10 protein-coding genes and 1 pseudogene are annotated in these 13,420 nt (G+C 70.0%); 8 read left to right on the forward strand and 3 right to left on the reverse strand.

Going from position 1 to position 13,420, the window contains the following annotated elements:
* Positions 1-18: 18 nt before the first annotated feature.
* Entirely contained in the window at positions 19-207 is a 189-nt protein-coding gene (locus AB0L37_RS26005) for a hypothetical protein (protein ID WP_365510010.1), read from the reverse strand.
* Positions 208-736: 529 nt separating this feature from the next.
* On the opposite strand from AB0L37_RS26005, the gene AB0L37_RS26010 reads away from it, so the two are divergent.
* The 8 genes and pseudogenes from AB0L37_RS26010 to AB0L37_RS26045 all read left to right on the forward strand — a co-directional run bounded on the left by AB0L37_RS26010 (position 737) and on the right by AB0L37_RS26045 (position 11,284).
* On the forward strand, positions 737-4,417 hold the full coding sequence (locus AB0L37_RS26010) for a nitrate- and nitrite sensing domain-containing protein (RefSeq protein WP_365510013.1): 3,681 nt from the start codon (positions 737-739) through the stop codon (positions 4,415-4,417).
* Between the two features lie 9 nt (positions 4,418-4,426).
* A complete protein-coding gene (locus tag AB0L37_RS26015) occupies positions 4,427-4,840 on the forward strand; it encodes a roadblock/LC7 domain-containing protein (protein WP_003951074.1) in 414 nt (137 codons plus the stop codon).
* A gap of 173 nt (positions 4,841-5,013) precedes the next feature.
* The gene (locus tag AB0L37_RS26020; protein ID WP_338700912.1) at positions 5,014-5,424 is read left to right on the forward strand and encodes a DUF742 domain-containing protein; all 411 of its coding nucleotides are present in this window, start codon (positions 5,014-5,016) and stop codon (positions 5,422-5,424) included.
* Positions 5,405-5,992, forward strand: coding sequence for an ATP/GTP-binding protein (locus AB0L37_RS26025; RefSeq protein ID WP_365510017.1), 588 nt, complete (start codon positions 5,405-5,407; stop codon positions 5,990-5,992). Before AB0L37_RS26020 ends, AB0L37_RS26025 begins: the two co-directional genes overlap by 20 nt.
* A gap of 370 nt (positions 5,993-6,362) precedes the next feature.
* Positions 6,363-9,604: pseudogene (locus AB0L37_RS26030) on the forward strand (nitrate- and nitrite sensing domain-containing protein).
* Positions 9,605-9,614: 10 nt separating this feature from the next.
* Positions 9,615-10,028 carry a roadblock/LC7 domain-containing protein gene (locus tag AB0L37_RS26035; RefSeq protein WP_266714481.1) on the forward strand — a complete coding sequence of 138 codons (414 nt, stop codon included), beginning with the start codon at positions 9,615-9,617 and terminating at the stop codon, positions 10,026-10,028.
* Positions 10,029-10,122: 94 nt separating this feature from the next.
* Positions 10,123-10,713: a DUF742 domain-containing protein gene (locus AB0L37_RS26040; protein ID WP_365510021.1), complete on the forward strand. Its 591-nt coding sequence runs from the start codon at positions 10,123-10,125 to the stop codon at positions 10,711-10,713.
* Entirely contained in the window at positions 10,694-11,284 is a 591-nt protein-coding gene (locus AB0L37_RS26045) for an ATP/GTP-binding protein (RefSeq protein WP_338700906.1), read from the forward strand. The genes AB0L37_RS26040 and AB0L37_RS26045 overlap by 20 nt, the downstream gene beginning before the upstream one ends.
* A gap of 195 nt (positions 11,285-11,479) precedes the next feature.
* Here the strand turns inward: AB0L37_RS26045 and AB0L37_RS26050 are convergent, their stop codons facing one another.
* Complete coding sequence (locus AB0L37_RS26050; RefSeq protein WP_365510025.1) at positions 11,480-11,674, reverse strand: acyl-CoA carboxylase subunit epsilon; 195 nt, start codon at positions 11,672-11,674, stop codon at positions 11,480-11,482.
* A gap of 23 nt (positions 11,675-11,697) precedes the next feature.
* Positions 11,698-13,293, reverse strand: a complete 1,596-nt coding sequence (locus AB0L37_RS26055; RefSeq protein WP_365510028.1) for an acyl-CoA carboxylase subunit beta — start codon at positions 13,291-13,293, stop codon at positions 11,698-11,700.
* Positions 13,294-13,420 lie beyond the last annotated feature (127 nt).

Consider the following 13,420-nt stretch of genomic DNA (forward strand, 5'->3'; position numbering starts at 1 on the left):
GGCCGCGATTTACGCGACTTACGCGACCGGAGCCACCTCGGGGGCGACCATGAGGATGGTGCGCTTCGGGTTCGCCGTGTTCGTGGGGAGGTCCGTCGCGTGCTCCGGGAGGGCCGGTGCGGCCTGGATCTCGTCGGCGTCCTTGAGGTGCGCCAGCGTGGTGCGCCGCGGGTTGGCGAGGTTGAGGGAGATCATCGTCGTCTTCATGACTGTGCTCTGGAACCTTCTCCGTTGTCTGATGGGCCATCCCTGTAAAGCGTCAGGCTAAACATCTGATTCCCGCCGAAAGTCGGGAAGCAGTGATCCGACGCATGTGAGTTTGCTCACGAACCAAGGGGCAAATGGGGCACTTCGGGCCGCCAACTCCCGTACAGGAAACGGACATTGCGTACCTGAAGCCATCATTCCGCTGCCGATCATGTCGACTGGGACACCCCCGGGCCGTACCTGAAAAGCCCATAAATGCCCGGTTTCATCTAGATCACTTTCTACGTCTCGTGACCCTCCACTCACGCCGTGTCACGTCGGGTGCGGCGCGTCCCTCGGGCCTTGTTGGAGACCTTGCTCTGTGCTGGAATTCGCGGGACCGCCGCAGGTTCGAACCGGCGGGGAGGGGGAAGCCAGCGCCGGTCACTCACGACCACAGGGGGGCGTTCAGGTCGCCCCTCGAACTACGCCGACACCGCTCTTGTCCGCGCATGCGGGCGGGGCGCCTGGTCCAGAGGTTGCGACGCTAGTGCAGGGACGTAAGAACAGGGATGGCAGCGCTGCGGCGGAGCCGGAGCCGCGTGGCGGGACCGGCCCGATAGCCGGCGGTTCCCAGCCCCCGCACGCCCATAACCCGGGGCGCACCGCGTCCGTCGACGCAGGGGAGCGCGACGGGCGCTCCGCCGTGTCCGGCGGTTCGACCACGCCGGCGCCCGCGGTGAAGACCAAGGGGGCGACCGGGCCGGGCTCGCGGATGGCCCTGCGCAACTGGCGCATCTCGACGCGCCTCGTGTCGCTGCTCGCGCTGCCCGTGGTCGCCGCGACCTCGCTGGGTGCGCTGCGTATCGGCGAGTCGCTGAACGACATCGAGCAGCTCGACAACATGAAGCTGCTCACCGAGATGACGAAGCAGGCCACCGAGCTGGCGTCGGCGCTCCAGGAGGAGCGCGACCAGTCGGCGGGGCCGCTCGCCAACGGCGCCAAGGCGTCGGGCGACTTCGGCATCAAGGCCGCCCGCGACAAGACCAAGCGCGCCCAGGACACGTTCCTGCAGAGCACCTCGGACATCAAGGGCGGCTCCGAGTCCGGCAGCCTGAACGGTGTGCGGGAGCACGCCGTGCAGATCGCCTCCGAGCTGATCCACCTCAACTCGATCCGGCAGGACGCGTTCAAGGACAAGGGCAACGCCTCGCAGACGGTCGAGGCCTACAGCCGGATCATCGAGCAGCTGCTCTCCCTGTCGACCGACATGGCGCAGGCGACCAGCAGCCCCGAGATGATCCAGCGGACCCGTGCCCTGGCCGCCTTCTCCTCCGCCAAGGAGTACGCCTCCGAGCAGCGCGCCATCATCGCGGCCGCGCTGCCGCCGAACAGCAATACGTTCGGCAAGCTCTCGGAGATCGACCGGCAGTACGGCGCGGCCGCGGCCGCGAACCAGGACTCGTCGCTCGAGTCCTTCAAGGCCGTCTACGGTGACGGCGCCCTCGAGCTGCTGAAGCCGATCGACGAGAACAACACGAACATCAAGGCGGCGGACAACTACGCCAACCGCGTCCTGACCAAGCCCGAGGGCATCAAGGGCCAGGACAAGCGCTCGTACAAGGACTGGGTCGACGCCGACAGCTCCCGCATCACGGAGATGTCCAAGGTCGAGCTCACCCTGCTCAACCAGATGGAGCAGCAGGCCCGCGAGCTGCGGAACTCCTCCGAGCGCGACGCCATCATCAACGGTGCGCTGATCCTGCTCGTGCTCGGCGTCTCGCTCGTCGGCGCCTTCGTCGTGGCCCGGTCCATGATCCGCTCGCTGCGCCGGCTCCAGGACACCGCGACCAAGGTCGCCCAGGACCGCCTGCCCGAGCTGGTCAAGCAGCTCTCCGAGTCGGACCCGCAGGACGTCGACACCTCGGTGGAGTCCGTGGGTGTGCACTCGCGGGACGAGATCGGCCAGGTGGCCGCGGCCTTCGACGACGTGCACCGCGAGGCCGTGCGTCTCGCCGCCGAGCAGGCCCTGCTGCGAGGCAACGTCAACGCGATGTTCACCAACCTCTCGCGCCGCTCGCAGGGCCTCATCCAGCGTCAGCTCTCGCTCATCTCCGAGCTGGAGTCGCGCGAGGCCGACCCCGACCAGCTGTCGTCGCTGTTCAAGCTCGACCACCTCGCGACCCGCATGCGTCGTAACGGTGAGAACCTGCTCGTCCTCGCCGGTGAGGAGCCCGGCCGTCGCTGGACGCGGCCCGTGCCGCTCGTCGACGTGCTGCGCGCCGCCGCGTCCGAGGTGGAGCAGTACGAACGTATCGAGCTCGCCGCCGTGCCCGCGACGGACGTCGCAGGCCGCGTAGTCAACGACCTCGTGCACCTGCTCGCCGAGCTGCTCGAGAACGCGACGTCGTTCTCGTCGCCGCAGACCAAGGTCAAGGTCACCGGTCACGCGCTGCCCGACGGCCGTGTGCTGATCGAGATCCACGACACCGGTATCGGCCTCTCCCCCGAGGACCTCGCGGCGATCAACGAGCGGCTCGCCTCGCCGCCCACCGTGGACGTCTCGGTCTCGCGCCGCATGGGTCTGTTCGTGGTCGGTCGTCTGTCCCAGCGTCACGGCATCAGGATTCAGCTCCGCCCCTCCGACTCCGGTGGTACGACCGCGCTGGTCATGCTTCCTGTGGACGTCGCCCAGGGCGGCAAGAAGGCTCCCGGCAAGCCCGGTGGTCCCGGCGGCTCCGGTGGTCCCGCCGCCGCGCAGGCCGCCGCCGGTGTCGCCGCGGCGCGCCGCGGTGCCGCCCCGGTCGCCGGTGGTGGCACGGCGGGCCGGCTCGGTGCCGGTCCGGGTGGATCGCGGCCGCAGGTCGGTGCCGGTACGGGTGGTCCGCGTGCGGCGCTGCCCGCCCGCGACGGCGGACCGCAGGGTCAGGGTCAGGGCCCCCAGGGCGGCCAGGGCCAGGGTCCGCGCGACGCCGCTCCGCAGCACGGCGGCCAGCAGCAGAACGGCTTCCCGCCGCAGCGCCCGCAGGCTCCCCAGCCGCAGCGTCCGCAGGCGCCGCAGCAGCCCGCCGGTGCCGGTGGTCTCTTCGGCAGCGCCCCGAACCCTCAGGGGCCTGTGCCGCCGCAGCAGCGCACCCACAACGACCCCTCCGAGCAGCAGAAGCAGGGCGGCGGCCGTCGTCCCGTGCTGCCGCCGCGCGGTGGTCCGCGGGCCGAGCTGCCGGGCGGCAACCCGCAGCCCCGCGTGCCGAGTTGGAGCGACGAGAACGCGCAGCCGCACCTCGACGCCCCGCGCGGACACGAGGAGCCGGAGTCCGTCGAGTCCACGACGCAGTTCCCGCCGGTGCGGGACGACCGTCAAGGCCCGGGCGCCACCTCCGAGTTCGCCCGTCCGGACTACGACGCGCCGCGTCCCGCGCCCCAACAGGGCCAGGACACCGGGCAGTTCGTGCGCCCCGACGTCTTCGGGGGCGCACCGAACGCGCCGCAGATACCGCAGATTCCGCAGGCCCCGCAGGATCCGTCGTCGACCGGTCAGTACGAGCGGCCGCTGCCGCCCCGTCCGGCCGGGCTCGACCAGGGCATCCCGGCGCAGCCCGCGCAGCAGGACTACCTGCCGCCGGCCGCCGAGCCGGGTGACGGGCGCACGCCGCTGTACGACACGCTCGAGACGAACTGGTTCCACGGCCAGCAGAACGGCCAGCAGAACAACCAGCAGGCCGGTCAGCACAGCGGCCAGCAGAACCAGGCCCAGCCGCCGCAGCAGCAGACGTACCCGGCGCAGCCCTACCAGGCCCAGCCGCAGCAGCACCTGCCGCAGCGCGCCCCGCAGCAGCCCCCGGCCGCCCCGCGGCAGCCGGAGCGGCAGCGGGCGCAGGCCCCCTCCGCCGCCCCCTCACGTCCGGCCGCCTCCCCCAACGGCAGCCAGGACCCGGCGAATTGGCGTCAGTCGCCGAACGACGAACTGATGCGTCAGGCCGAGCGGGTGCGCAAGCCCGCCGCGGGCGGTGTCACCGTCTCCGGACTGCCGCGTCGTGTCCCGCGGGCGAACCTCGTGGCGGGCACGGCCCAGGAGCAGCAGAACCAGACCGGTCCTCAGGTCTCTCGCGCACCCGACGAGGTACGGGGTCGGCTGACCAATCTCCGACGGGGTATCCAGCAGGGTCGCCAGGCCGGCAGCACCGGCCAGACCGGCAGTTACCCCCGCCCCACTCACCAGCAGGAGCGTTAGTTGAGCCAGATGAGCCAGGCGGCACAGAACCTGAACTGGTTGATCACCAACTTCGTGGACAACACGCCGGGGGTCTCCCACACGGTCGTGGTGTCCGCGGACGGCCTGCTGCTCGCGATGTCCGAGGGGTTCCCGCGCGACCGCGCGGACCAGCTGGCGGCCGTGGCGTCGGGTCTGACCTCGCTCACGGCGGGGGCGTCCCGGATCTTCGAGGGCGGGCCGGTGAATCAGACGGTCGTGGAGATGGAGCGCGGCTTCCTCTTCATCATGTCCGTCTCCGACGGCTCGTCCCTCGCGGTGCTCGCGCATCCCGAGTGCGACATCGGCCTCGTCGGCTACGAGATGGCGCTGCTCGTCGACCGGGCGGGCGCCGTGCTCACCCCCGACCTGCGCGCCGAGTTGCAGGGCAGCCTGCTGCACTGACCGGGGTGACGGCCGGTAACCCCGGCCACATCCGAAAGTCTGATGCATCAGCAGCTTCGGAATCCAGAGAACACACGTAATCCCCTTCCGACCCACGTCCGGCCGTCACAATCCCCCCACCGGCCCACCCTCAGACGGCAGGCCCCCGATCTGCCGTCCCGCCCGGAGGATCCATGACCCCGCCCACCGCTCCTCACGATCCGTACGGCGCAGCCGCACACGCCGACTACGGTCATGAGGGCGACCAGCCGCTGGTCCGCCCGTACGCGATGACCGGCGGCCGGACCCGGCCGCGCTACCAGCTCGCCATCGAGGCCCTCGTCAGCACCACCGCCGACCCGGCGGCCCTGGTGACCCTCCTCCCCGAGCACCAGCGCATATGCCACCTGTGCCGCGAGGTGAAGTCGGTCGCCGAGGTGTCCGCGCTTCTCTCGATGCCGCTCGGCGTGGCCCGGATCCTGGTGGCGGACCTGGCGGAGGCGGGACTCGTCGCGATCCACCAGCCCGGTGGCGACGAGAACGCCGGTGGCCAGCCAGACGTGACTCTGCTCGAAAGGGTGCTCAGTGGACTTCGCAAGCTCTGACGGCTCCGTGGGAACCGCCCGGTCGACCACCTCGGCGAAGATCGTGGTGGCGGGCGGCTTCGGCGTCGGCAAGACCACGTTCGTGGGGTCGGTCTCCGAGATCAACCCGCTGCGCACCGAGGCCGTCATGACGTCCGCGTCCGCGGGCATCGACGACCTGACCCACACCGGGGACAAGACGACGACCACCGTCGCCATGGACTTCGGCCGCATCACGCTCGACCAGGACCTGATCCTGTACCTGTTCGGCACGCCGGGCCAGGACCGCTTCTGGTTCATGTGGGACGACCTGGTGCGCGGCGCGATCGGCGCCGTCGTCCTCGTCGACACCCGCCGCCTCGCCGACTGCTTCCCGGCCGTGGACTACTTCGAGAACTCGGGTCTGCCGTTCGTCGTCGCCCTCAACGGCTTCGACGGGCACCAGCCGTACAACCCCGAAGAGGTGCGCGAGGCGCTCCAGATCGGACCCGACACCCCGATCATCACGACGGACGCCCGACACCGTGCGGATGCAAAGAGTGCGCTGATCACCCTGGTCGAGCACGCGCTCATGGCCCGTCTGAAGTAGACGGGAGCGGCCGGAAGTCGGTCATCAAATGGCTGGATTCGTACGGCAGTTGTCGTAGGCCTCTCGGCGGCCCCTGTGGCCTTTGACACGCGGGGCCACCGTGTTCATAACGTTTCGACAGAGAATTCCGGGGGCACCGACACACGTCGCGCACACCCGGTTCCACTGTGCTCACAAGAGCCCCGCCTTTTGGCGGGGCTCGCTCTTTATGACCGTTTTATCTAGGGCATACATCACTCGGAGGTTCCGCTTCCGACTGTTTGGAAGTGCGCCTGCTGACGTGCTGGAATGCGCTGAACTGCCCAGTAAGAACGGGCGAGCAGACACAGCGGCACAACGTAGGTGCCGACGCCGGAAGGTTGTTGGTCGAGTGAGGCGAAGCAAGAACAGTCCCGAGCCGGCAGCGGCGCGGGGCAACTTCACCCCGCCGCCGCGGACGGGGATCCAGGCCGCGCCTGCCCCCGAGGTCGCGGCCCCGGCACCGTCGGGCGGTCGGATGTCGCCGCGCAACTGGCGCGTGCCCACGAAGCTCAACGCGATCCTGCTCATACCCGTGATCGTGGGTCTCGTCATGGGCGGCTTCCAGGTGAAGAGCTCCATCGACACCTGGCACGAGGCCGAGGACGCCGAGAACACCGCCCGCCTCGTGCAGGCGTCGCTGACGTACGGCAACCGCCTCATCGAGGAGCGCGACCTCACCGCGGCCCCGCTGCTCCAGGGCAAGAGGAACGACCCGGCCGTCACCAAGGCCCGTGAGGCCACGGACGCCGCCGCACAGGACTTCCGCGCCGCGGCCGAGAACATGCCGCACAAGGAAGGCCTCGAACGGCGCATGGCGCAGTTCGACAAGGTCGAGGGCAAGCTCAAGCCGCTGCGCGCCGCCGCGTACACCACCAAACTTCCCGGCGTACAGACCGAAGAGGGCTACGTCGCGATCCAGCACCCGCTGATGGAGTTCGCCAACGAACTCGGTCTGGGCACCGGAAACATCACCAGCTACGGCCGCACGGTCTACGCGATCTCGCTCACCAAGGCGGCGCTCTCCCTGGAGCGCTCCATCGGTATGCACCTCCTGGTGAAGCCCGGCCCGGGCCTGGGCAGTTTCGCCAAGCAGCGCACCGCGCTCGGCAGCTACGCCTACCTCGAGGGCATCGCCGTCGAGGAGTACAAGGGCGGTGGCACCGCCGCCGACCTGAAGAAGCTCGAGGACGCGTCCAAGAAGCTGAAGACGGACGGCGCCAAGCAGGCCGCCGCCGCCAAGCAGAAGGACCCGGCCTACGTGCCGCCGCCGGCCGACCCCACCGAGATGGTGGCCGCCCTCGTGGCGATGCCGACCACGCAGCCCAGCGCCCGGCTCGCCCTCGCCAAGGACGGCGTGACGGCCCAGAACTGGTGGGCGGTCAACACCGCGAAGTTCGACGCCTACCGCACGATCGAGTCGGATCTCGCCGACAAGGCCGTGGGCGAGGCCTCGCAGATCGCCGCCGACGCCAAGCGCGAGGCGATCATCATCGGCGCCGCCGTCGTGATCGCGCTGCTCGCCGCGTTCCTGATCGCCGGGCAGATGGCCCGCCAGATGTCCCGCTCCATGCGCCGGCTGCGCTCCGCCGCCTTCGACGTGGCCGAGCAGCGTCTGCCGATGCTGGTCGACCAGCTCTCGCGCACCGAGCCGGGCCGCGTCGACACGCGCGTCCAGCCGATCCCGATCACCACGACCGACGAGATCGGCGAGGTCGCCCGCGCCTTCGACCAGGTTCACCGGGAAGCGGTACGGCTCGCCGCCGAGCAGGCACTCCTGCGGGGCAACATCAACGCGATCTTCACCAACCTGTCGCGCCGCAACCAGTCGCTGATCGAGGGCCAGCTGACCCTCATCACCGACCTGGAGAACAACGAGGCCGACCCGGACCAGCTGGAGAACCTCTTCCGCCTGGACCACCTCGCGACCCGTATGCGCCGCAACGGCGAGAACCTCCTGGTCCTCTCCGGCGAGGAGCCCGGCCGCCGCTGGGACCAGCCGGTCCCGCTGGTCGACGTGCTGCGCGCCGCGACCTCCGAGGTGGAGCAGTACGAGCGCATCGAGCTGTCCGGCGTCCCGGAGGCCGAGATCCACGGCCGCGCGGTCACCGACCTCGTGCACCTGCTCGCCGAGCTCCTGGAGAACGCGACGACGTTCTCCTCGCCGCAGACCAAGGTCCGGGTCACCGCGACCCGGCTGCCCGACGGCCGCATCATGATCGAGATCCACGACAAGGGCATCGGCCTCACCGCCGAGGACTTCGCGGACATCAACCACAAGCTGGCCAACCCGCCGACCGTGGACGCCGCGATCTCGCAGCGCATGGGCCTGTTCGTGGTCGGCCGCCTGTCCGACCGGCACGGCATCCGCGTCCAGCTGCGCCCCTCGGGCGAGCAGGCGGGCACGACCTCGCTGGTCATGCTCCCGGACGCGATCACGCACGGCGGTGGCGGCGAGAGCCAGCCCGACCACGGCGAGTTCACCGTCTCGACGATGATCCCCGAGCAGCAGGCGTTCGAGCACGCCCCGCTGCGCACTGCGGCCGAGCTCGGCTTCGACGACAGCCGTTACGAAGTCCCGGACGACGCCCGCGAGTTGGACCCGGTCGGCCGTTCGCTGATGCGTGAGGAGCGCCGCGCGGCGCTGGAAGCGCAGGCCCAGGAGCCCGAGGCCCGCCCGCTCTTCCGTGACGAGGTCGCCCCCCAGCAGGCGCAGCAGTCCCCCGCGTCCTTCCAGGAGCAGTCCGCGTACGACGATGATCAGCGCGGTTACGACCAGCAGCAGCAGGTCGGCTACGACAATCAGCGTCAGGACGTCTACGGCGGACCGCAGCAGCCGGCGTACGACAACGGGCAGCGGGGTGCGTACGACGAGTACGCCCCCGCGCAGCCCGCGTACGACGAGGCCCCGCAGGGCGGGTACGACCAGGCCTACGGTCGGCAGGACGGCTATGCGGAAGTTCCCTCGCAGGGGTACAACGCCTACGAGGAGCCCGCGCAGCAGGCCGACTGGCAGGCGCGCGACGCCTACCAGAGCGACTTCGGCGGCTCGTACGCTCCGGAAGCGGAATCCGCTCAGGTGTCTGACGCGGCCGAGCAGGAGAGCGTAGGCTTCGGCTCGCGCGGTCCGGCCCTGTCGGCCGGCCCCTCCCCCTCCGTCCCGCAGGCGCTGACCGACGCCGGTCTCCCGCGCCGCGGCGGCGCCCCCCGGGGCGGCGAGACGCAGGCGGCTCCGACGCCCCATGACAGCGGCGACACCGCCGAGCCCACGGACACGTGGCGTTCGGCCAACGACGACCGGTGGGAGCGCGCGGAGGCGCTGAAGCGGCCGAAGGCGGGCGGGGTCACCTCGTCCGGGCTGCCGCGCCGGGTACCCAAGGCCAACCTGGTCGAGGGAACCGCGGAGTCGACGCCGCAGGGCGGCCCGTCGGTCTCCCGCGCCCCCGAGGACGTACGCGGCAGGCTGAGCAATCTGCGCCGCGGAGTGCAGCGGGGCCGTGACGCAGGCAGCAGTGAACAGCAGTGACGAAGACGAACGGCCAGGACAGCGGGTTTCCCGGTGGCCCTGACAGCACCTACATCCAGGAGCGTTAGTGTGAGCCCGATGAGCCAGGCGGCACAGAACCTGAACTGGTTGATCACCAATTTCGTGGACAACACCCCTGGGGTGTCCCACACCGTGGTGGTCTCCGCCGACGGACTCCTTCTGGCGATGTCCGAAGGGTTCCCCCGCGACCGCGCCGACCAGCTTGCGGCCGTCGCGTCGGGTCTGACCTCGTTGACCGCGGGCGCGTCCCGCATCTTCGAGGGCGGTCCTGTGAACCAGACAGTTGTGGAGATGGAGCGGGGATTCCTCTTCATCATGTCCATTTCCGATGGTTCTTCGCTCGCCGTCCTTGCACACCCGGAGGCGGACATTGGCCTCGTTGGGTACGAGATGGCACTTCTTGTCGACCGCGCGGGCACGGTTCTCACCCCCGACCTGCGCGCGGAGCTTCAGGGAAGCCTTCTCAACTAGCAGACAGGCGGTGCGTATTCGCGCCCCGTGGCCGTAAGGTTTCGGGACGCGGCTCCACAGTGATGGTGCCCAGCGCAGTCGGAGGAGGAAGTACGTGTCTGGTTCAGCAACACCCCCGAGCGGTTCGTCGGCCCACTGGCCGCCCTACGGCCCTGCCCAGGGTCAGGGCCAGGCAGGTGCGGGTCGTGAGGACGGTTCGCAGAACCGGTACAACTTCCCCTCCGCGCCGAGCCACGCGCGCCCGACCCGGCAGCCCGGTCCCTACGACCAGCCGTCGGCGCCGCGCATCCAGCCTGTGCAGCCCCAGCCGCGCCCTGACGCGAATCCCGCGCCTGCTGCGAAGAACAACCCCCTGGTGCGCCCGTACGCCATGACGGGCGGCCGTACCAGGCCCCGCTACCAGCTCGCCATCGAGGCGCTGGTGCACACCACCGCGCAGCCGCACCAGTTGCAGGGCCAACTGCCCGAGCACCAGCGGATCTGCAACCTGTGCCGGGAGATCAAGTCGGTGGCCGAGATCTCGGCCCTGCTGACGATCCCTCTCGGCGTGGCCAGGATCCTCGTCGCCGACTTGGCGGAGGCGGGCCTGGTCGCGATCCATCAGCCCGGCGGCGACGAGAGCGCCGGCGGCCAGCCAGACGTGACTTTGCTCGAAAGGGTGCTCAGTGGACTTCGCAAGCTCTAGCGGAGGGCCGGCAACTCCAAGTCGTTCCACCACGTCCGCGAAGATCGTGGTGGCCGGCGGGTTCGGCGTCGGCAAGACGACCTTCGTGGGCGCCGTGTCGGAGATCAACCCGCTGCGTACCGAGGCCGTCATGACGTCCGCGTCCGCGGGCATCGACGACCTGACCCACACCGGGGACAAGACGACCACGACGGTCGCCATGGACTTCGGCCGCATCACGCTCGACCAGGACCTGATCCTGTACCTGTTCGGCACGCCGGGCCAGGACCGCTTCTGGTTCATGTGGGACGACCTGGTACGCGGCGCGATCGGCGCCGTCGTCCTCGTCGACACCCGCCGCCTCGCCGACTGCTTCCCCGCGGTCGACTACTTCGAGAACTCGGGCCTGCCCTTCGTCGTCGCCCTCAACGGCTTCGACGGCAGCCAGCCCTACGGCCCCGACGAGGTCCGCGAGGCGCTCCAGATCGGCCCCGACACCCCGATCATCACGACGGACGCCCGACACCGTGCGGACGCGAAGTCGACGCTCATCACTTTGGTGGAGCACGCGCTGATGGCGCGGCTGCGGTAGCCGCCGTACGTGAAAGGGCCCCTTCCGTATGGAGGGGGCCCTTTTGCACGTCATGGGCGACCAAGTCGCCGACTCGGTGGCAGCCGATGTGCGGCAGGAATCAGAGTCCGCTTCAGACACCGCCGGCCCGGCCCGGAACACACCGATGGCCCCGTCCTCACCACAGGGAGGACGGGGCCATCGGCACGGGACGTCTCAGCGCCAGCTGTGCGGCGCCCGGAAGCCCGGCTCGCGTTCCAGGCGGCGCCAGCCGGCGCGGTTCTGGTGGGTGGCGTGGGCGGCCGGGGCCTCGGGGGCGGTGGCGGCGCGGGCCACGAGGATCGCGGTGATGGCCGCGACTTCCTCGGGGTCGGCGTGGCCCTTCTCGACACGGATGTCAGGCGTGGACATGTGGCAGGTCTCCTACGGAGTGGTTACTGCGGGGGGTTGCCGTGCTTGCGCGACGGCAGGTCGGCGTGCTTGGTGCGCAGCATCGCCAGGGAGCGGATGAGGGTCTCGCGGGTGGTGGCGGGGTCGATCACGTCGTCGACCAGGCCGCGCTCGGCCGCGTAGTACGGGTGCATCAGCTCGGACTTGTACTCCTTGACCATGCGCGCCCGCATGGCCTCGGGGTCCTCGGCCTCGGCGATCTGCCGGCGGAAGATCACGTTGGCCGCGCCCTCCGCGCCCATGACCGCGATCTCGTTGGTCGGCCAGGCGTACGTGAGGTCGGCGCCGATGGACTGGGAGTCCATGACGATGTACGCACCTCCGTAGGCCTTGCGCAGGATCAGCGAGATCCGCGGCACGGTGGCGTTGCAGTACGCGTACAGCAGTTTCGCGCCGTGGCGGATGATCCCGCCGTGCTCCTGGTCGACGCCGGGAAGGAAGCCCGGGACGTCGAGCAGCGTCACGATGGGGATGTTGAAAGCGTCGCACATCTGGACGAAGCGGGCAGCTTTTTCGCTGGCCTCGATGTCCAGGACTCCCGCGAGGGACTGCGGCTGGTTGGCGACGATGCCGACGACCTGGCCGTCCAGGCGGGCCAGGGCGCAGATGATGTTGCGCGCCCAGCGCTCGTGGACCTCGAGGTAGTCGCCGTCGTCGACGAGCTCCTCGATGACCTTGGTCATGTCGTACGGGCGGTTGCCGTCGGCCGGGACCAGGTCCAGGAGGACGTCCGAGCGGCGGTCCGCCGGGTCGTCCGACTCGACGGTCGGCGGGTTCTCCCGGTTGTTCTGCGGGAGCAGGGAGATCAGGTAGCGGACCTCGGCGATGCAGGTCTCTTCGTCGTCGTAGGCGAAGTGGCAGACGCCGCTCGTCTCGGCGTGGACGTCGGCACCGCCCAGACCGTTCTGGGAGATCTCCTCGCCGGTGACCGCCTTGACGACGTCCGGGCCGGTGATGAACATCTGCGAGGTCTCGCGGACCATGAAGACGAAGTCCGTGAGGGCCGGCGAGTACGCCGCGCCGCCCGCGCACGGGCCGAGCATCACGCTGATCTGCGGGATGACACCGGACGCCCTGGTGTTGCGCTGGAAGATGCCGCCGTAGCCGGCGAGCGCCGAGACGCCCTCCTGGATGCGGGCGCCCGCGCCGTCGTTCAGGGAGACCAGCGGGGCACCGGCCGCGATGGCCATGTCCATGATCTTGTGGATCTTCGTGGCGTGGGCCTCGCCCAGGGCGCCGCCGAAGATGCGGAAGTCGTGCGCGTAGACGAAGACCGTGCGGCCCTCGACCGTGCCCCAGCCGGTGATGACACCGTCGGTGTACGGCTTCTTGGCCTCCAGGCCGAAGCCGACGGCGCGGTGCCGGCGCAGCTGCTCGACCTCGTTGAACGACCCCTCGTCGAGGAGCAGCTCGATGCGCTCGCGCGCCGTGAGCTTGCCCTTCTTGTGCTGGGCCTCGGTCGCCTTCTCGCTGGGGCCGGCCAGGGCCTGTGCGCGGATCGCGTGCAGCTCGGCCGTGCGCCCTCGGGCGTCGGTGGGCTCGTCCCCGGGGTTCGAGGCGGTGTCGTCCAAAACGGTCATGTAGTGACCTTACGAAGGCGACCAAGGAAAACGGGCCGTCGACTCTGTACAGTCTCCGGCCCGTTTTCCTGGTAGCCCCGAACAGAACCCCGGCGGCATACAGCCGAAGTTACTGCTCAGGACCCTC

The organism is Streptomyces sp. NPDC052225 (assembly GCF_040679615.1).
Taxonomy (GTDB): Bacteria; Actinomycetota; Actinomycetes; order Streptomycetales; family Streptomycetaceae; genus Streptomyces.

Excerpts from the sequence above, each read along its gene's own strand:
- AB0L37_RS26020 (WP_338700912.1), top strand. The coding sequence starts at position 5,014 with ATGACCCCGCCCACCGCTCCTCACGATCCGTACGGCGCAGCCGCACAC.
- AB0L37_RS26055 (WP_365510028.1), bottom strand. The coding sequence starts at position 13,293 with ATGACCGTTTTGGACGACACCGCCTCGAACCCCGGGGACGAGCCCACC.
- AB0L37_RS26015 (WP_003951074.1), top strand. The coding sequence starts at position 4,427 with ATGAGCCAGGCGGCACAGAACCTGAACTGGTTGATCACCAACTTCGTG.
- AB0L37_RS26005 (WP_365510010.1), bottom strand. The coding sequence starts at position 207 with ATGAAGACGACGATGATCTCCCTCAACCTCGCCAACCCGCGGCGCACC.
- AB0L37_RS26035 (WP_266714481.1), top strand. The coding sequence starts at position 9,615 with ATGAGCCAGGCGGCACAGAACCTGAACTGGTTGATCACCAATTTCGTG.
- AB0L37_RS26050 (WP_365510025.1), bottom strand. The coding sequence starts at position 11,674 with ATGTCCACGCCTGACATCCGTGTCGAGAAGGGCCACGCCGACCCCGAG.